16 protein-coding genes are annotated in these 18,955 nt (G+C 60.3%); 5 read left to right on the top strand and 11 right to left on the bottom strand.

What is annotated here, in order from left to right; all coding sequences use genetic code 11:
- Positions 1 to 153 precede the first annotated feature (153 nt).
- Together QO005_RS22455 and epmA are read right to left on the bottom strand one after the other, a co-directional pair.
- The gene (locus QO005_RS22455) at positions 154 to 1,197 is read right to left on the bottom strand and encodes a lysine-2,3-aminomutase-like protein (RefSeq protein ID WP_307160264.1); all 1,044 of its coding nucleotides are present in this window, start codon (positions 1,195 to 1,197) and stop codon (positions 154 to 156) included.
- Positions 1,194 to 2,258 (bottom strand): EF-P lysine aminoacylase EpmA, encoded by a 1,065-nt coding sequence (gene epmA, locus QO005_RS22450; RefSeq protein ID WP_307160263.1) that lies wholly within the window; start codon positions 2,256 to 2,258, stop codon positions 1,194 to 1,196. The genes QO005_RS22455 and epmA overlap by 4 nt, the downstream gene beginning before the upstream one ends.
- A gap of 221 nt (positions 2,259 to 2,479) precedes the next feature.
- Here epmA and efp point away from each other — a divergent pair, with 221 nt between their 5' ends.
- On the top strand, positions 2,480 to 3,049 hold the full coding sequence (gene efp / locus QO005_RS22445) for an elongation factor P (RefSeq protein WP_307160262.1): 570 nt from the start codon (positions 2,480 to 2,482) through the stop codon (positions 3,047 to 3,049).
- A gap of 263 nt (positions 3,050 to 3,312) precedes the next feature.
- Here the strand turns inward: efp and QO005_RS22440 are convergent, their stop codons facing one another.
- Positions 3,313 to 3,495, bottom strand: a complete 183-nt coding sequence (locus QO005_RS22440) for a hypothetical protein (RefSeq protein ID WP_307160261.1) — start codon at positions 3,493 to 3,495, stop codon at positions 3,313 to 3,315.
- Between the two features lie 102 nt (positions 3,496 to 3,597).
- Here QO005_RS22440 and QO005_RS22435 point away from each other — a divergent pair, with 102 nt between their 5' ends.
- The 3 genes from QO005_RS22435 (at position 3,598) to QO005_RS22425 (ending at position 6,572) form a co-directional block, all read left to right on the top strand.
- Complete coding sequence (locus QO005_RS22435) at positions 3,598 to 4,539, top strand: hydrogen peroxide-inducible genes activator (protein WP_307160260.1); 942 nt, start codon at positions 3,598 to 3,600, stop codon at positions 4,537 to 4,539.
- Positions 4,540 to 4,724: 185 nt separating this feature from the next.
- Positions 4,725 to 5,519, top strand: a complete 795-nt coding sequence (locus tag QO005_RS22430; protein WP_307160259.1) for an alpha/beta hydrolase — start codon at positions 4,725 to 4,727, stop codon at positions 5,517 to 5,519.
- Between the two features lie 39 nt (positions 5,520 to 5,558).
- On the top strand, positions 5,559 to 6,572 hold the full coding sequence (locus QO005_RS22425; protein WP_307160258.1) for a cupin domain-containing protein: 1,014 nt from the start codon (positions 5,559 to 5,561) through the stop codon (positions 6,570 to 6,572).
- A 49-nt stretch (positions 6,573 to 6,621) separates the two neighbouring features.
- Here QO005_RS22425 and QO005_RS22420 read toward each other — a convergent pair whose 3' ends face one another.
- Both QO005_RS22420 and QO005_RS22415 read right to left on the bottom strand, forming a co-directional pair.
- The gene (locus QO005_RS22420) at positions 6,622 to 8,106 is read right to left on the bottom strand and encodes an NAD-dependent succinate-semialdehyde dehydrogenase (RefSeq protein WP_307160257.1); all 1,485 of its coding nucleotides are present in this window, start codon (positions 8,104 to 8,106) and stop codon (positions 6,622 to 6,624) included.
- A 3-nt stretch (positions 8,107 to 8,109) separates the two neighbouring features.
- The gene (locus QO005_RS22415; protein ID WP_307160256.1) at positions 8,110 to 9,390 is read right to left on the bottom strand and encodes a 4-aminobutyrate--2-oxoglutarate transaminase; all 1,281 of its coding nucleotides are present in this window, start codon (positions 9,388 to 9,390) and stop codon (positions 8,110 to 8,112) included.
- 203 nt (positions 9,391 to 9,593) lie between these two features.
- Between QO005_RS22415 and QO005_RS22410 the strand changes: the two genes are divergently transcribed.
- Positions 9,594 to 10,415 (top strand): MerR family transcriptional regulator, encoded by an 822-nt coding sequence (locus QO005_RS22410; protein WP_307160255.1) that lies wholly within the window; start codon positions 9,594 to 9,596, stop codon positions 10,413 to 10,415.
- Between the two features lie 251 nt (positions 10,416 to 10,666).
- Here QO005_RS22410 and QO005_RS22405 read toward each other — a convergent pair whose 3' ends face one another.
- The 6 genes from QO005_RS22405 to QO005_RS22380 all read right to left on the bottom strand — a co-directional run.
- Positions 10,667 to 12,133 carry an efflux transporter outer membrane subunit gene (locus QO005_RS22405; protein WP_307160254.1) on the bottom strand — a complete coding sequence of 489 codons (1,467 nt, stop codon included), beginning with the start codon at positions 12,131 to 12,133 and terminating at the stop codon, positions 10,667 to 10,669.
- Between the two features lie 131 nt (positions 12,134 to 12,264).
- On the bottom strand, positions 12,265 to 15,378 hold the full coding sequence (locus tag QO005_RS22400) for an efflux RND transporter permease subunit (RefSeq protein WP_307160253.1): 3,114 nt from the start codon (positions 15,376 to 15,378) through the stop codon (positions 12,265 to 12,267).
- Between the two features lie 44 nt (positions 15,379 to 15,422).
- On the bottom strand, positions 15,423 to 16,646 hold the full coding sequence (locus QO005_RS22395; protein WP_307160252.1) for an efflux RND transporter periplasmic adaptor subunit: 1,224 nt from the start codon (positions 16,644 to 16,646) through the stop codon (positions 15,423 to 15,425).
- Between the two features lie 216 nt (positions 16,647 to 16,862).
- Positions 16,863 to 17,525, bottom strand: a complete 663-nt coding sequence (locus QO005_RS22390) for a TetR/AcrR family transcriptional regulator (protein ID WP_307160251.1) — start codon at positions 17,523 to 17,525, stop codon at positions 16,863 to 16,865.
- Positions 17,526 to 17,537: 12 nt separating this feature from the next.
- Positions 17,538 to 18,488, bottom strand: coding sequence for a phosphoribosylaminoimidazolesuccinocarboxamide synthase (locus QO005_RS22385; protein WP_307160250.1), 951 nt, complete (start codon positions 18,486 to 18,488; stop codon positions 17,538 to 17,540).
- A gap of 73 nt (positions 18,489 to 18,561) precedes the next feature.
- The coding region (locus tag QO005_RS22380; RefSeq protein WP_307160249.1) for a hypothetical protein at positions 18,562 to 18,955 on the bottom strand (394 nt) is incomplete at its 5' end.

The following is an 18,955-nucleotide window of genomic DNA, read 5'->3' as shown; positions in this document are numbered from 1 at the left end:
TCCCTGAGATTTCAAGGGGTTCATGCCGTTCATGTTAGGGTATGGTTAAGTATAAAGGCTGCCGTGTACAGGCATGCTGCATTTCTCTGGACATGACAGGTGGCAAAACAACAGCTTACAGCCTGGTCTTCGAGGCGAATAACGGCGAAGGCGTCAGGCGCGCGGATAGAGATGGCTTTCTCCGCGGAAATCCGTCAGCACATGGCCTTCCGGATCTTCCAGAATGCTGGAGGCGGCAATCGGCACTTTTCCGTGACCGCCGGGAATATCCAGCACATAGGTGGGCTGGCAGAGGCCCGAGACATGGCCGCGTAGCTGCCGCACCAGCGCCTGACCTTCCGTAACTGACAGGCGAAAATGGCCGGTGCCGGGGGCAAGATCCGGATGGTGCAGATAATAGGGGCGAATGCGAAGCTCCACGAAGGTTCGCATCAGCTCTTTCAGCACGCTCACATCGTCATTGATGCCCTTGAGCAGCACCGTCTGGCTGAGAAGTCCGAAACCTGCGGCATGAAGCCGCTGAATGGCGGCCCGGGCTTCTTGGGTCAGTTCGCGCGGGTGGTTGGTGTGGATGGCGATATAGACGGTCTTCTCCGAGGCCTTCAGGGCCTCGATCAGCCGCGCGTCGATGCGAGGCGCATCCACCACCGGCACGCGGCTGTGAAACCGCACGATTTTCACATGTTCTATGGCCTTCAACCCCTCCATGATGGCGGTGAGGCGGCGCGGCGACAGGACCAGCGGATCGCCGCCGGTCAGGATCACCTCCCAGATCTCGTCATGGGCGGCGATATAGGCAAGCGCCTGCCGCAATTCGTCCGGCGACAGTGTGCCATCGCCCTCCGGCCCTACCATTTCACGGCGAAAGCAGAAGCGGCAATAGACGGGGCAGCTATGGGTGGCCTTCAGCAGCACCCGGTCCGGATAGCGGTGCACGATGCCGGTGACGGGGCTGTGGGCATGGTCGCCGATCGGGTCGGCGCGCTCCTCGTTGCGGGTCACAAGTTCCCGCCCATCCGGCACGAATTGCGCGGCAATGGGATCGCTCGCATCTAAGCGGTCGATCAGCGCCAGCATGGAGGGGGTGATGGCCACGGCGTAGCGCTTCGCCACCGTTTCCAGTTCCGCCTGCCTGTCCTGCGAAACCAGACCTGCCCCGGCAAGCTCGCCGATTGTCTTCAGTGTTTTTGCGCTCATGCATCCGGCTCCGCCACGGGCGCCCAGAGCACATGCTCGATGCGCGGCGCCCCGGTTGCCAGCATCACCAGCCGGTCAAAACCGAGCGCAATACCGGAGGCTTCCGGCATGATGGCGAGGGCTGCGAGAAAATCCTCGTCCAGCGGGTAGCGTTCGCCGTAGATGCGGGCCTTTTCCGCCATTTCCGCCTCGAAGCGGCGGCGCTGCTCGCCGGCATCCGTCAGTTCACCGAAGGCATTGGCCAGTTCCACGCCGCAGGCGTAAAGCTCGAAGCGCTCCGCCACGCGGGGATCGCGCGGCGAGGGCCGGGCAAGGGCTGCTTCCGCCACCGGATATTCATCGAGAATGGTCGGACGGCCAAAGCCCAGATGCGGCTCTACCTTTTCCACGATGACCCGGCTGAAGAGATCGGCCCAGCTATCGTCTTCTGCCACGCGCAGACCGTTTGCCCTCAGTTGTGCGGCCAGCGCCTCGCGGTCCGTTTCGCCGCCGATGGAGATCGTGGCGAGAAGATCGATGCCCGCGTGACGGCGGAAAGCCTCCGCCACGCTCAAGCGCTCCGGTTCGGCAAAGGGGTCGCAGGCGCCGCCGCGAAAGTGAAAGGCTTTGGTGCCGGCGGTTTCAGCGGCAAGACGCATGAGGGCGGCACTGTCCTCCATCAGTTGCTCATAGGTTTCGCCAACGCGATACCATTCCAGCATGGTGAATTCCGGGTGGTGCAGCGGTCCGCGCTCGCGGTTGCGATAGACATGGGCAAAGCAGGCAATCCGCTTTTCCCCGGCGGCCAGCAGCTTCTTGCAGGCAAATTCCGGCGAGGTATGCAGGTAAAGCGGCTGGGCGCGCCCGTCATGGCCGATGGCCTCGGTACCGAAGCCGTGCAGATGCGCCTCATTGCCGGGCGAGATCTGCAAGGTGGCGGTATCCACTTCCATAAAGTCCTGAGCGGCGAAGAAGCCGCGAAAGGCTGCCTGAATGGCATTGCGGCCGATGAGAAAGGGCCTGCGGTCGGCATGCACCGAGGGCGTCCACCAGGGAGAGGCAGAGGGGCGCTTTTCGGTCATGGCGCGGCTTTCGTCCTTCTTGTCCCGGCAGTGCGGCGAAATGAGCGGTGACGGGCTGGCTATTTCGGCAAAATTAGGTTAGGTGCCCGCCATGAATTTCATTGCATGTCCAGCGGGCGCGGGCCGTCCTTTACGACGTGCAAGGCTAAGATACAAGCTTGCGCAGCAAGGCGGGAACCGGGTTTCACGCCGCGCGGGCCGGAAAACAAAAGGATAACCGCATGGTCAAGATCATCGCCTCCTCCGTCCGCAAGGGCAATGTTCTGGAAGTGGAAGGCAAGCTCTACGTCGTTCTCACCGCCCAGAACTTCCATCCGGGCAAGGGCACGCCGGTTACGCAGGTGGATATGCGCCGCATCGTCGATGGCGTGAAGGTGTCGGAGCGCTGGCGCACCACCGAACAGGTGGAGCGCGCCTTCGTGGAAGACGTGAACTTCCAGTTCCTCTATGAAGACGGCGAAGGCTTCCACTTCATGAACCCGGAAAGCTATGATCAGGTCGTGGTCGATGCCGATACCATGGGCGACCAGAAGGCCTATCTGCAGGAAGGCATGACCTGCATTCTCTCCATCCATGAAGGCGTGCCGCTGGCAGTCGAACTGCCGCGTCACGTCACGCTGGAAATCGTTGAGACCGAGCCGGTCGTGAAGGGCCAGACGGCCTCTTCCTCCTACAAGCCCGCCATTCTCTCCAACGGCCTGCGCACCATGGTGCCGCCGCATATCGATGCCGGCACCCGCGTGGTGATTGCCACGGAAGACAATTCCTACGTGGAACGCGCCAAGAACTAAAGCATTTTCAGGAAAAGTGGGAACCGGTTTTCCGTCCGGAAATGCGAAAACAAAAAAGCATTTCCAGGAAAAGTGGGAACCGGTTTTCGGTCCGGAAATGCTTAGAACACTATAAAGTCTGACAGAGATCCTTGTGAAATGAACTGGGCCGGCAGGTTTCCCTGCCGGCCCTTTTTGTGCGGGTTTGGAGGGTCTTCAGTTTTGATTCAACGAAAAGCCTCCCGTTGTTGCAGAGCTCGTGGCAGGAGGCTTTTCGCGGTAGATCAGTGGGCTGGCTGCAAGCGCTCCTGACGTTCGAGAGCCGCAATCTGCCCCGACAGGCTGAGCCTGAGCATGCGCAAATTGCGAAGACGTAAACCATCAGGCCTTGGTTTGCGTTCTTCGTCGCTGATCCTGGCCAGCAGGATGGAGTGACGGGTCTTGAGGGCGTTCAGCAGGGCTTTCATACAGCCTCCTTTCTACGCCTCTGATGTGGCCTGTCCTTGCCGATTGTTCCAATTCATTGATAATATTGTTCCGATAGTTTTTCTCTATGGGGTTTAAGCCAGATGCCTTTTCGTCCAAGCCATCGTCAGCTGGAATATCTGGTGGCCTTGGGGGAAACCGGGCATTTCGGCGAAGCGGCCCGGCGCTGCAATGTGTCGCAGCCGACGCTGTCCGTGCAGGTGGCGCTTCTGGAAAAGCAATTGGGCGCGCAACTGATTGAGCGTGCGCCCGGTCAGATCACGCCGACGCCGGTGGGGGCCGAAATCATCGCGGCGGCGCGCATCATTCTGGCAGGGCTTGATGACATCAAGGTGCTGGCTGCCAGTGCGCGCAGCCATCTGGGCGGGGTGATGCGGCTGGGGGTCGTTTCCTCCTTCGGGCCTTATTTCCTGCCCTATCTTCTGCCCACTCTGCATGCCCGCCATCGCGAGCTGAAACTCTATATCCGCGAGGATCGCCCCCGTGTGCTGGAGCAGGCCGTGCAGGCCGGTGAGGTGGATTGCGGTCTCGGCCAGCAGCCCGACGATCCGGACACCTTCTGCTTTCAGCCGATCTGCCGGGAAGTCATCTATCTCGGTGTCCACCGCGATCATCCCCTGGCCCGTCAAACCGTGGTGCCGGTGGAAGCGCTGCGCGGCGAGCGGCTGCTGACGCTCGGGCGCGGTCACCGTCTGCTGGACGATGTGCGGGCGCTGGCCAGTCTTTCCGGCGCGACGCTGACGGATGATTACGAAGGCACCAGCCTGGATGCCTTGCGGCAGATGGTGTCGATCGAAATGGGCCTGTCGCTGTTCCCGGAGCTTTACGTCCGCTCCGAAATGGCCCGCGAGGAGAATGTGCGGCTGTTGCGGCTGCAAGGCTGGCCGGGCGAGCGGGTGATCGGTTTCTACTGGCGGCGGATCAGTGCCCGCAAGGCGCATTTCGAAGCCTTGGCGTCCTTGGGGGAAGCGGTGGCACGCGATCTCTTGAAGCGGAAAGATGGAGAGCTTCCTCCTCCATCATGACCAGCTTACGCGAGGCGATTTATATATAGACGAAATCAATACCCGTAATTTATAAATTCAATTCTGTCCCGTGCCGTTTTGTGCGATAGTGGCCTCCCGCCCGGAGAGGAGACTGGGTGGGAGCGGGAAGGTGAGCCGGCGTCCGCTTTTCCCGAACCTGCTGTGGAGGAGGCTCGAGAGCGACTGTGATTATCGTTACCTATGCGGATATCGCAGAAAACGCGTTGCAAGCGGATCTTTATCTGCCGGAAGGAGAGGGACCGTTTCCCTTGATCCTCGGCGTTTCCGGCGGCGGCTGGATAAGGGGCCATCGCGGCGCTTTGAGTGCCTGGGGTTCTTTCTTCGCCCGGGCCGGGTTTGCTTTCGCCAGCGTCGATTATCGGCGGGCAAGCGCCGAAACACCGGCTTTTCCCGGCAATGTCGAGGATGTGGCTGCCGCCCTGCGTTTTTTTACCGAGGCCGGGCGCGAGCATGGCATCGATCCGCAACGGATTGCTGTTCTGGGTGTTTCGGCGGGTGCGCATCTCGGCGCGCTGGCAAGCCTTTCGCCCGCCTTCAATTGCCCTGTGCCGAAAGCCTTTGCCGGGATCTACGGGGTCTATGATCTTCTGGCCCATTGGCAGGCGGATCGGGCAGTCAACAGCGTGACAGCGATGGATAAGACCGAGTGTCTGCTGGGCGTCAAACCCTTCGCCAATCCGCTGATCTACCATCAGGCCTCGCCGTTGCGGCAGATCACCTATGATCGCGCCATGCCGGTCTTTCTCTGCTGGGGACATGTTGACCGCGAGGTCGCGCCGGAGCAGTCCGCAGCCTTTGCCGTGGCGCTTCGCCAGGCGGGCTATCCGGTGACGGCGGTGGAGCTGCCGGATGCCGCGCATCTGTGGTTTTCCGAGGAGGCGCCGGACGCGCCCGGCAGCTTTTCCGCCCGCATCGCGCCCGCCCTGCTGCGCTTTTTCCGCCGTGTTTTGACGGCCTGATCCGAACAGAACGATGAATGTGTTGAAAGGATAGATGTCATGTCGCAATCCGAAACCGCCACCCGCCTGCCCGGCAAGGCCATTCCCTATGTACTGCGCCAGGGTCAAGGGGATGTTTTCGTCGTGGCCGGACAGGTAGTTCGCGTGCTGGCGGGGCGTGAGGAAACCCAGGGCGGCTATGGCGCCGTGGTCTGCGAAGCCACGCTCGACCGCCAGCCGATTCCGCTGCATTTTCATGAGCGTGAGCATGATACCTGGTTTTGCACCCGTGGGCGCCTTCGCGTCTGGGCCAATGGTGTTTCGCGCATTCTGACGGAGGGCGATTTTGCCTATGTCCGGCCCTATGATGTGCATTCCTACCAGTCGGTTGCGCCCCGCACCCAATTTTTCGGCATTGTGGCGCCGGGCGGTTGGGAAGGATTTTTCGGCAATGCGGGCAGCGAGTGGCATGAGCCGGGTCTGCCGCCCGTCAACCATCCCTTCGATTTTTCGCGGATGGGCATGAGCATGCAGTGCTTCGGCGTGATGCGCGTGCCGGAACAGGTCTATGCCGAGGTGACCTCAGGCGATGAGACCGATCGCGCCCTGCCGACAGAGCCCAAGTCCTATGCCCTGCAGGCGGGCTATGGTCCGCGCCATCGCCTTGCCGGTCATCTGTCCACCCAGGTGCTGTCCCCCGGCCTGTGCGATGGTACGGTGGATATGCGCACCATTGAAGCCGGTCATGGTGCGGTGATGCCAGCGCTCGCACATGCCCGCACCCATGTGACGCTCTACCTTCTGGAAGGGGCCTTGCGTCTGACGCTGAACGGCGAAAGCCATGATCTGCGGCCAGGCGATTTCGCCAATATTCCGGCCGGAACCGCCTATGCCACCGAAGTAACCGGCGTGGCGGCGCGCTGGCTGTTGAGCGGCGCCAATGGCGAGGGTCTCTCGCTTTGGGATGAATTGGGCGAAGCCACGGAGGAATTCACCTTCGCGCCTGCCGCCGGTGATGGCTGGGCGGCGCTGGCGCAAGCCGCTGCCAAGGCCGATGTCAGGCGCGCGGCCTGATCAATGGGGCATAAAAATGCCCCGCCTGATACAGGCGGGGCTTCAGACCTCAGGCGATACCGCCCAGGCACATATATTTGATCTCGGTATAGTCATCGATCCCGTATTTCGAGCCTTCGCGGCCAAGGCCGGATTGCTTGATGCCGCCAAAGGGCGCGGTTTCGGTGGAGATCAGGCCGGTATTGATGCCGACCATGCCATATTCCAGGGCTTCGGCCACCCGGAAGACCTTCGCCATGTCGCTGGCGTAGAAATAGGAGGCAAGGCCGAATTCGGTGTTGTTGGCCATTTCGATCACCTCGTCTTCCGTCTCGAAGCGGAAGAGCGGCGCGACGGGGCCAAAGGTTTCCTCGCGCGCCACCTTCATCTCGGTGGTCACCTCGGTGAGGATGGTGGGCTGGAAGAACAGCTCTCCCGCCTCTGCCGGTTCGCCGCCCAGTTCCACCTTGGCGCCCTTGGAGAGCGCGTCGGCAATGTGTTCCTTGACCTTTTTCACGGCATTGGCGTCGATCAGCGGGCCGGTGGTCACGCCCTCGGCGAAGCCGTCGCCCACCTTGAGCCCCTTGACCTTTTCCTTCAGCTTGGCGGCAAAGGCATCGTAAACGCCGGACTGCACATAGATGCGGTTGGCGCAGACGCAGGTCTGCCCGGCATTGCGATATTTCGAGATCATCGCGCCCTCGACGGCGGCATCCAGATCGGCATCGTCAAAGACGATGAAGGGAGCGTTGCCGCCGAGTTCCAGGCCAAGCTTCATGATCTGGTCGGCACCCTGGCGCATGAGAATGCGCCCGACATTGGTGGAGCCGGTAAAGGTGATCTTGCGCACCTTGTCGTTTTCGGCGAATTCCTTGCCGACAGTGGCGGCATCGGTGGCCGTCAGCACCGAAAACAGCGCCGGATCCAGCCCTGCGCGCTCGGCCAGAATGGCCATGGCCAGCGCCGAAAGCGGCGTCTGCGCCGCAGGCTTGGAGACCATGGCGCAACCGGCGGCAAGGGCAGGCGCCACCTTGCGGGCCAGCATGGCATTGGGGAAGTTCCAAGGCGTGATGGCGCCCACCACGCCGACGGGCTGCTTGATCACCAGGATGCGCTTGTCCTGCTGATGGCCGGGAATGACATCGCCATAGACGCGTTTTGCCTCTTCCGCAAACCATTCCACATAGGAAGCGCCATAGAGGATTTCGCCGCGTGCTTCCGGCCAGGGCTTGCCCATCTCGGTGGTCAGAATGGTGGCAAGGTCATCGGCATTTGCAACCATCAGGTCGTTCAGCTTGCGCAGCACGCCGGCGCGCTCCTTGCCGGTCTTCTTCGCCCAGGCCTTCTGGGCCTTGTAGGCGGCGTCGATGGCCTTCACCACCTCGGCCTTGCCAAGATCGGGAAGGGTGGCAATCACTTCGCCCGTGGAAGGATTGGTGACGTCGAAGGTCTTGCCGTCGGCGCTGGCCGAGGTCCAGTCGCCGCCGACAAGGGCCTTGTCGGTGATCAGCGTCGGGTCCTTGAGCTTTGCAGTCAGGGCAGGGGAAATGGTCATGGGTCAAGCCTCCGCGGCTACGTCTCTGATCGAGGCTTCGATGATATCGAGCGCCTCATTGAACACCTCGTCCTGAATGGTGATCGGGGCGAGGAAGCGAATAACGTTGCTGTACACGCCGCAGGTCAGCAGAATGAGGCCCTTTTCCAGTGCCTTGACCCGAACGGCATTGGTAAAATCCGCATTCGGCCTATCGGTTCCCGGCACGCCGAATTCCACCGCATTCATGAAGCCGGGGCCGCGAATGTCGATGATCTGCGGGAATTCCGCCCGCAGGCTTTCCAGCCGCTGCTTCAGCCGCGCGCCCAAATGGTTGGCGCGGTCGATCAGCTTTTCCTCCTCGATCACGTCCAGCACCGCATGGGCGGCGGCAATGGCCAAGGGGTTGCCGGCATAGGTGCCGCCCAGGCCGCCGGGGCCGGGCGCATCCATCAGCTCGGCACGGCCGGTGACTGCGGATAGCGGGAAGCCGCCGGCCAGGCTCTTCGCCATGGTGATCAGATCCGGCTGCACATCGTAATGCTCCATGGCGAACAGCTTGCCGGTGCGGGCAAAGCCGGTCTGCACCTCGTCGGCCACCAGCAGAATGCCATGGGCATCGCAGATCTCGCGCAGCGCTTTCATCAGGGCACGCGGCACATCGTAAAAGCCGCCCTCGCCCTGAACCGGCTCGACGATGATGGCGGCCACACGCTTGGGATCGACATCGGCCTTGAACAGCTTGTCGAGCACGTCCAGCGAGGTCTCGACGCTGATGCCATGCAGTTCCAGCGGGAAGGGCACATGGAAGACATCACCCATCATCGGGCCGAAACCGACCTTGTAGGGAACGACCTTGCCGGTGAGCGCCATGCCCATGAAGGTGCGGCCGTGAAAGCCGCCGGTAAACGCGATGACAGCGGAGCGGCCCGTGGCACAGCGGGCGATCTTGATGGCGTTTTCCACCGCTTCCGCGCCGGTGGTGGCGAAGATCGTCTTCTTCTCGAAATTGCCGGGCGTCAGCGTGTTCAGCCGTTCGGCCAGCGCGACGTAATTTTCATAGGGCACGACCTGATGGCAGGTATGGGTAAAGCGGTCGAGCTGCTTCTTCACCGCATCCACCACCTTCGGATGGCGATGGCCGGTGTTGAGCACGGCGATACCACCGGCGAAATCGATATAGCGGCGGCCTTCCACATCCCAGATCTCCGAATTTTCGGCCTTGTCGGCATAGATCTGGGTGGTCATGCCCACGCCGCGCGAAATGGCGTCGTTCTTGCGGGCGGAAATCTCGGTATTCAGCATGGAAGGTCCCTCTGTCGGTCGTCTTCTGATGGTGGGCTTGATGATTGCTCGAAAAAACTCTACATTTTTTCTGTAGGTTTGCAACCGAGTTTGTTCGGGAAAAAGGGTGACCCGTCTCTGTTTTTCTGAACCGGCTCTGCCAACCTGAATGGGCGGAGCTTGGGGGCTGGAATATTTCGGCATTCCCTTGATAAGAAGGTGCCATGAACGATATTCGCTACAAGATCGCGGAGGCTGCCCGCATTGCCGGTGTCTCCGCCTCGACGCTGAGGCTCTGGGAAGATCACGGCCTGATCGAGCCCTTGCGCACGACTTCCGGCCAGCGGCTTTATGATGCGGCCCATATCGAGCGTCTGAAACGGATCAGCTGGCTCAGGGCCGAAAAAGGGCTCAATCCGGCGGCCATCCGGGAAAGCCTGAAGCCGCAGGCGACCGATGAGCCCGAGGAGGATGGCGACCTTGAGGATGGCGGCGACATCGATCCGCCAATCGGCATCAAGCTTCGGCGCTTGCGGCGGGAGGCGGGCAAGACGCTGGAGGCCGTGGCAGGCGCGACCGGCCTTTCCGTTTCGCTGCTCTCCACCTTCGAGCGGACGTCGCAGGGGCTTTCCTTCACGGCCCTGCATGAACTGGCGCGCCATTTCGGCACGACGATTGCTGCCCTCAACGGCCAGGAACAGCGGCTGACGCGCGAATCGCTGATCCGTTCCGGGCGCTGGACAAGTTGGCCAGCCACCACGACAGGCGTCACCATTCAGGTGCTGGCCGAGGGACGTAACCAGATGGAATGCCATCGCTTCCAACTGGCGCCCGGCGCCTCCAGCGAAGGCGCCTATCAGCACGAGGGGGAGGAGTTCATCCATGTGCTGTCGGGTAGTCTGGAAATCGTGCTGGATGGCGACCAGTTCTTCGTGCTGCAGGGCGGCGATAGCTTCTATTTCGAAAGCCAGCGCCCGCATTCCTGGCGCAACCTTTCCGACGGCGAGACGGTGCTGTTGTGGATAAATACGCCGCCGACTTTCTAGGGTGTGTGGGTATTCAGCTTTGGGCGGGCTGCAAACGGCAATTTCCTGCGCTTCCGGTGCTCATGTACCTTAAGTACACTCCGCTCCGGTTCTCGAAAATTACCGTTTTCGCCTCACCCAAAACTGAATCCCCACACACCCTAAAGCATTTCGAGGAAAAGTGGGAACCGGTTTTCGTATCATCCACCGCAAAACAAAAACCCGGCAGCGTGAGCAGCCGGGTTTTCTCATTTTAATAATCGCCTTGCAGCTTATTTTGCTGCAGCAACCTTGTTGGTCGGCACGCCCGGCACCTGGGCCTGCGGGGTGCGCAGCAGAACGGAGTCCACCGAACCATTGAAGGCGTAACCGCCGCCGACGGCGACATTGAGCGTCACGTAATCGCTGGCCATGGTCTGGATGGCTTCGGCAAGGCTCGCCTTGGCGGTCGTCCAGTTGCGCTGGGCGTCCAGAACGTCGAGCAGCGATGACGCACCATCCTTATAGGATGCCGTCGAAAGCTGCAGGGCTTCTTCGTAGGACTTCACGTAGGCGCGGTTGGCAGCCACGGCGCGGGCATCGCGGTTATAAGCGGCAAGCGCCTTCTCCACGTCTTCCACGCCATTCAGCACGGCCTGCTTCCAGGCGAGATATTTCTCGCGGGCCACCGATTCGGCGCTCTTGACATTGGCGCGCAGCGTGCCGCCATCGAAGATCGGCAGGGTGAGCGACGGGCCGAACGACCACGTATTGGCCGTGCCGGAGCGGTCGTTGCGGTGGGTGTAGGACGGCGAGATCGAGCCGCTGAGCGTGATGCTCGGCAAGAGCTTCGCCTTGGCGACGCCGATGTCGTAAACCGCAGCGGCCAGTTCGCGCTCGGCGGCGCGTACGTCTGGACGGTTGCGAACCAGATCGGCGGGAACGCCGGTAATGGCCGTGCGGCGGGCCACCGGCTGCGGCGCCCCCTTCTTCAGGTCGGCGATCAGCGTCGAGGCCGGAAGGCCCAGCAGCGTCGAGATCTGGTAGGCATTGCTGTAGAAGCTTGCCTCAAGACCCGGAATATCGGCGAGCGTGGAGTTCACGAGACCTTCGGCCTGGGCCACGTCGAGACGCGAGGCAGCGCCCGCTTCAAGCTGCAGCTTGGTCAGCTCCAGCGTTTCGCGGCGGGACTTGACGGCCTCGTTGGCGATGGCAACGCGCTGCTGATAGTAACGGGCGTTGATATAGGCCGTGACCAGCGTGTTGAGGAAGGTCAGGCGGGCCGTATCGACATTGTCGTAGGCTTCGTCCAGCTGCGCCTTCGCGGCCTGCTTGGAGCGGCGATATTCGCCCCAGAGATCGAGCAGCCAGGAGGCAGACAGCGTGCCGGATGATTCGGAGGTTTGCGGGGTCGAGTTGTAGCCGCCATTGGTCTTGCTGAGCGACTGGCTGGCGCTGGTGGTCAGCTGCGGCAGAGAGCCTGCACCGGCAGTGATGACGGTGGCGCGGGCCTGCTCGATTCGCTCCAGCGACTGCAGGATGTCGAGGTTCTGCTCGATGCCCTGGTTGACCAGCTTGTCGAGGCGGGGATCGTTGAAGGCGGTCCACCACTTCACGGTGGACACATCTCCGGCCGACGTGCCGCCGCCCTCGTTGAATTTAGCAGGAAGCGCCGTCTGGGGAGGAGTATGTTCCGGGCCCATGACACAGCCCGATAGGAACAGCATGGCGAGAGGCGCTGCTATGCGTACGGAGACCATTTAGTTTTTCCCTGTTTCTCATCAGTCTGGCGGATATGGAATGAGTCCATTCCGTCCACCCCCTTATTCACCAGATTGCCGCGTCCTCCCGGGCGCGGCAATTTTTCTTTAACCTAACGGTTTTCCTCAGGCTATGACAGTGCCTTGCGGGATTTTCCCCGGCTCGAAACCTTGCGAATGATCACAAAAAACGAGGGAACGAAGAAAATTCCGAGGAGTGTTGCAGAAAGCATACCACCCAGCACGCCGATACCGATGGCGTTCTGCGCCGCTGAGCCAGCTCCGGTTGCGATTGCCAGCGGCACGACGCCCAGAATGAAGGCCAGCGAGGTCATGACGATGGGACGCAAACGCAGGCGCGCCGCTTCCAAAGTCGCCTCCACCAGGCCCAGCCCATGCTCCTGCCGCTCCTTGGCGAACTCCACGATCAGGATGGCGTTCTTTGCCGCAAGACCGATGGTCGTCAGCAGGCCCACCTTGAAGTAGACGTCGTTGGACTGGCCCAGGAAATGCGCCGCCAGCAAAGCCCCCAGCACGCCCACCGGCACGGCCATGATGACCGAGAACGGAATGGACCAGCTTTCATAAAGCGCCGAAAGGCAGAGGAAGACGATCAGCACCGAAAGTGCATAGAGCAGCGGTGCCTGCGAGCCGGACAATCTTTCCTGATAGGAAATGCCTGTCCAGGCCACGGTGTAACCGCCGTCGAGCTGCGAAACGAGGCGTTCGACCTCGTTCATGGCATCGCCCGAACTGACGCCCGCCGGTGCCGAACCTTCCATGGAAAAGGCATTGACAGCGTTGAAGGCGGAAATCGAGGGAAGCCCGTTCACCCATTTCGCATTGGTGAAGGAGGTGAAAGGCACCATTTCACTGCTGGAATTTCGGGCGTTCCAGTATTTCAGATCCTCGGCCTGCATGCGGTAGGGCGCATCGGCCTGCACATAAACCTTCTTGATCTTGTTATTCAGCGTAAAGTCATTGACCTGACTGCCGGCGAAGATCGTGGTCAGCATCGAGTTGACCTCGGAAATGCTCAGACCCATGGCGCTCAGCTTTTCCTGGTCGAGTTCGAGCTTTACCTGGCTTTCCTGATCACGGTCATTGGCGCGCATGGCGGTGACTGTGCCGCTGGAATTGGCGGCCTGGATCAACTGCTTCGAGGCATTGACCAGCGCATCGCTGCCATGGTTGCCGGTATCGACCAGATACATGGCAAAGCCGCTGGAATTGCCCATGCCCTGGATGGCCGGTGGCAGGATCGGGAAGACCTGAGCCTCGCGGATGGTGAAGAAGGTGCGCATGGCGCGCTGCACGATCGCACCCGCGGCCATGCTCTGATCCTTGCGGAGATCGAAATCCTTCAGCTTGGCAAAGACCAGCGCGTAGCTCTGGCCACTGCCTGCGAAGCTGAAGCCATTGACCGCGAAGACGCTGTCGATGACGTCCTTCTCCTTGTCGAGATAATAGTTCTCGACCTTTTCGATAACCTTTGCCGTCTGGGCGCTGGTCGAGCCGTTCGGAAGCTGGATGATGGTCATCAGCACGCCCTGGTCTTCCTGCGGCAGGAAGGAGGAGGGCAGGCGGCTGAAGAACCAGGCGCAACCGCCGATGACGATAGCGAACATCAGCATGACCCGCAGCGGACGGTTGAGCAGATAGCCGACCGAGCTGACATAGCCGTGGGTGGTGCGGTCGAAGCCGCGGTTGAACCAGGCGCCAGGGCCGCGGCCCTTCTTGTGATGATTGATCGGCTTCAGCATGGTGGCGCAGAGCGCCGGCGTCAGCACGATGGCAACGACGGCAGACAGCAGCATGGCCGAGACGATGGTCACCGAAAACTGCCGGTAGATGATGCCGGTGGAGCCGCCGAAGAAGGCCATCGGGATGAACACCGCCGTCAGCACCAGCGCGATACCGACGATGGCGCCGGTGATTTCGCCCATCGACTTTTCCGTTGCCTCGAGCGGCTCCAGCCCCTCGTCAGACATGATGCGCTCGACGTTTTCAACCACGACGATGGCGTCATCGACAAGAAGACCGATGGCAAGAACCATGGCGAACATGGTCAGCGTGTTGATCGAATAGCCTGTCAGCGCCAGAATCCCGAAGGTTCCGAGCAGAACCACAGGCACGGCGATCATCGGAATAAAGGTGGCCCGCAGGTTTTGCAGGAAGACCAGCAGCACTACAAAGACGAGCACAATGGCTTCGATCAGCGTATGCACCACCTTTTCGATGGAGAGCGATACGAAGGGCGTCGTGTCGTAAGGGTAGATGATCTTGACGTTTTGCGGCAGCGACGGGGCGATCTGCGTCATCTTGGCCTTGACGAGCGCTGCCGTGTCCAGGGCGTTCGCCCCGGTGGCGAGGTTGACGGCAAAGCCCGATGCCGGCTGACGGTTGGAGCGTGAGGTCGAGGAATAAGTTTCCTGACCGATCTCCACCCGCCCGACATCGCTGAGGCGCACATTCGCGCCGCTGGTGTCGACCTTCAGAATGATCCGCTCGAAGTCCGAGACGGTGGTCAGCTGGCTCTGCGCCGTCATCGTGACATTGATCTGCTGACCTTCCACGGAGGGAAGGCCGCCGACTGAGCCTACGGACACCTGGGTGTTCTGCGCTTCGATTGCCGAGGTCACATCCGCCGGCGTCAACTGGAATTTCTTCAGCTTGAAAGGATCGAGCCAGACGCGCATGGCATAGGCAGAACCGAAGGCATTGATACTGCCCACCCCTTCCAGACGCTTGACCTGGTCTTCGATCTGGCTGGAAAAGATATCGCCGAGATCCGCCGATGTCCGCTTGCCATCGGTGGAAACGAGCGCACCGACAAGAAGAATACTGGATGTGGACTTGGTGACTTCAATGCCAAGATTTTGCACAACCGACGGCAATTGCGAGGTGACAAGCTGCAGCTTGTTCTGCACCTGCACCTGCGCGATATCGGCATTGACGCTGTTGTCGAAGGTCAGGGTGATGCTGGAAGAGCCGGTGGTGGACGAAGATGTCATGTAGGTCAGGCCATCGAGCCCGGTCATGCCGTCTTCGATGATCTGCGTCACCGTTTTTCGCACCGTATCGGCGCTGGCGCCGGTATAGGTGGCGCTGATGCGCACCGTCGGCGGTGCGATCTCCGGATATTGTGAGATCGACAGCGTATTGATCGCCAGCGCGCCGCCCAGCATGATAATGATGGCGATGACCCACGCGAAGATCGGCCGCCGTATGAAAAATTTGGCCATGGTCTAGTTCCTGATCACGATGTTGCCGAGCATGTCCTGGGACATCATGATTTCGGCGCCGGGGCGGTGGCATTGTCCTGTTTCTGGATGACGAAACCCTTATCGTCGATTTCCGAGGGTACGGGTGCAACCGTCGCATTGTCGGCGATCCACTGGAAGCCATCGACGATCAGCTTGTCGCCGTCATTGACGCCTTCGGTTACCAGCCAGCTGTTTCCGGAAAGCTGGCTGTTGCGGAAGGTCCGCGTTTCGACCTTGTTGTCGGCGGTCACGAACTTCGCGGTCAACTCGCCATTGGCGTTGCGACCGGCGGCGCGCTGCGGAATGAGAAAGCCGGTTTCACGGCCCACCGTAATGGTGGCGCGCACATAGGAGCCCGGCAGGATGATATTGTCGGGATTGTCAAAGAGGGTGCGGATCGAAACTGTGCCGGTGGTGGTGCTCACGGCCATTTCCGACATGTCCAGCTTGCCGACATGCGGATATTCGGAGCCGTCCTCCAGGGTCAGGCGAATATCGGTGGTTTCGCTGTTGTCCTTGCGCTCCAGTTTGCCAGCCTTGATGGCAGCCTGCAACCGCAGCAGATTGACGCTGGATTCGTTGAGCTGAATGTAGATCGGGTTGATCTGCCGGAGCGTCATCAGCGAGTCCGTCTGGCTCGCCGTCACCACGTTGCCGATGGAGAAGTTCGTGGCGGAGGTCACGCCATCGAAGGGGGCGCGGATTTCGGTCAGGCCGAGATTGATCTGTGCCGTCTGCAGCGTCGCGCGCGCTTCGGACACGGAAGCCTTGGCCTGAAGCAGCGTCGTACGGGCGTCTTCATAGTCTTTTTGCGAGGCGCCGGTATTGGCAAGGCGTTCGTAGCGCTGAAGGTTGGCCTCCGCCGCCGGAACGCTGACCTCGGACTTTTCAAGCGAAGCCTGGGATTCGGCCACCGAGGCCAGATAGGTGTCATCTTCGATCTTGTAGAGCAGATCGCCCGCCTTGACGAAGCTGCCTTCCTTGACGGCGATCTGCTTGATCACACCGCCGACGCGGGGCCGGATATCTGCGCTCTGAAAGGCTTCGGCACGGCCGGACAGGACAGTCGTCAACGGTTGTTCCGACTTCTTCATCAGCACCACGCTGACAGGGCTCGGCGGACGAGCGCCGCCGGCACCACCGGCTCCGCCAGCGGCGTTGCCCTGTTTCTGTCCCTGGTCGCTGCATCCTGCTGCTGTGAGTGCAGTCAGGGCAAGAAAAGATATCAGGGCTAATTTTCTGGACATGGGCAGGTCCTGGCTCCGTTCAACTTGCTGGATCGAACCCGGTCCCAACAGTGTCTGTTGCAACCGATATTCGTAACGCGGACCGGTAAAACCGAAACCGCAATGGGACATCAAAAATGACAATACTCTATTTCCGAATCTTCGGAAGCAAATAGCATCAGCCGGCCCTGCGCGAACGCACAACCAAAGCCAGCTTGTGACGTAAGATACGATCCGTCACTTGGCAAGGGGGTTTTGCAGTGCCAAAATGACAAGATCAACAAGATCACGGCAGCGTGTATATAAAATGTCAGGTTCTTCATGGCAGACAACCAGGGGATTGAGAATACCCCCCAGGGCCGTCGCCAACACAGAGGCGGTGTGGCCGCTGTCGCGAACGTGGAACTGGCCTTTCCTCACACCTTCATCAATGAAGACCTGAAGAACGGCGCTGATCTTCTCGCGATAGAAGTCTCCGGCCGTGCGGCTTGGGTCCACGCACAGAACAACCATTTCGAAGATATGCGGATTGGCGGACACATCGCGCAGCAGAACGGCAAGCAGACGTTCCGCCGCGTCCAGGATCTTGCGTTCGGGCGATGCTGCGGGGTCGATGCCCTTCAGGTCCGCCATCATGTCTTCAATATGCGCGCAGGCAATGGCGTCCACCAGCGCGCTCTTGGCATGAAAATGCTTGAAGACATTGGCAGGCGACATGTTCAGCTCTGTCGCGATGTCAGCCATCGCCACCTGCTGGTATCCCCGTTCGCGAAACAGTTTCTCCGCCGTCTTCAGGATATCCTTGCGCGTCTCGGAGGCAGGGCGGCGCGTGCGCCTGGGCTTGCGCTCTCCAGGCTTGCAACCGCTTCCAAAGGCTTTCGAACGGGCGTCGGTCTTCATTCCCTCACAGGCCTATTGCTGTTTCAGATAGCTGAACACATTGGCGCGTACCCGCTCCAATGGGGTTGCGTGGCTGTCATCGGCAACGAAGCGCTGGCCGGTGATTGCTTCATAGGCTTTTATATAGACCTCCGATGTCGCCTCTATAAGATCCTCGGGAATCGTCGGAATGTCCTCACGATACGGATCGCACCGCTCGGCCACCCAACTGCGCACGAAGTCCTTGTCGAAACTCGGCGGACGCTGCCCCGCCTCGAAAGCCTGCTGGTATCCGTCGGCAATCCAGTAACGGCTGCTATCCGGCGTATGGATTTCGTCCGCCAGAATGATGGTGCCGTTTTCATCGACGCCGAACTCATATTTCGTATCGACAAGGATCAAGCCGCGTTCGGCTGCTTTTTCCTGACCGCGCGCAAATAGCGCCAGGGCATAGGCCGAAACCTGCTGCCATTGCTCGGCGCTCAGAAGCTTCTGTTCGATGATCTCATCAGGGGTCAAAGGCGCATCATGACCGCCGTCGAATTCCTTGCTGGTCGGCGTGATCAGAGGGGAGGGGAGTTTCTGGTTGTCCTTCATGCCGTCCGGCAGTGTCACGCCATACATGCTTCTTTCCCCCTTCTTGTAGAGTGTGAGGATCGAAGTGCCTGTCGTGCCTGCCAGATAGCCGCGTACGACCATCTCCACGGGCAGAATGGTCAGCCGCTTTCCGACAACGACGGCCGGGTCCGGATAGGCGATGACATGATTGGGGCAGATATCCCTGGTCTCTTCGAACCAGTAGCGCGCGGTCTGCGTCAGAACCTGACCCTTATAAGGAATGCAGGCAAGGATCCGGTCGAAGGCGCTCAGCCTGTCGGTAGAGATGATAATGCGCCTGCCATCGGGAAGGTCGTAATTTTCCCGGACCTTGCCGCGATAATAATTGGGCAGTTCGGAAAACACCGCCTCTGAGAGGATGCGCATCGCTTTCGTCTCCTTGAATGTCAAAAGCCCTATAAAGAAGCTTAAGCGCGCCTAGCCCATCCGGACGGATTTTTCAAAGAAAAACCTTAGCGCCGCTTTGATAGAATGACGAGGCAGGATGTGTCGAAAACTCTAGCGAAGCGCCTGATATCGACGATTTTTCGCGAAACGGTCGGACCGGCACTGGCTTGAAGGAAAAAGACACCTGTCCCGGAAAGCTATTTTCAACAATGAATTCAGCGCACTGACGGAAAAATGCAAAAGCCGCAAAATTCCCGATTGACCATTTGGCGTAATGGGGCTTATAAGCCGCTTCACGAGACGAGGGGCGGTTGCTTCTGGCGGTGAGCTTCTTCGTTTTAAATTTCTGAGATTGGCTGAGATGCTGATTGGGGCCGGGTTTAACGGTTTGGCCTTGCGGGAATTTTTGACACTTTGATGTGTCTGTTATTTGACAATTGAAGAGA

It is taken from the genome of Allorhizobium paknamense, assembly GCF_030815125.1.
Taxonomy (GTDB): Bacteria; Pseudomonadota; Alphaproteobacteria; order Rhizobiales; family Rhizobiaceae; genus Allorhizobium; species Allorhizobium paknamense.
Note: the sequence above shows the minus strand (reverse complement) of the source record. Positions and strands in the feature narration are given on the sequence as shown.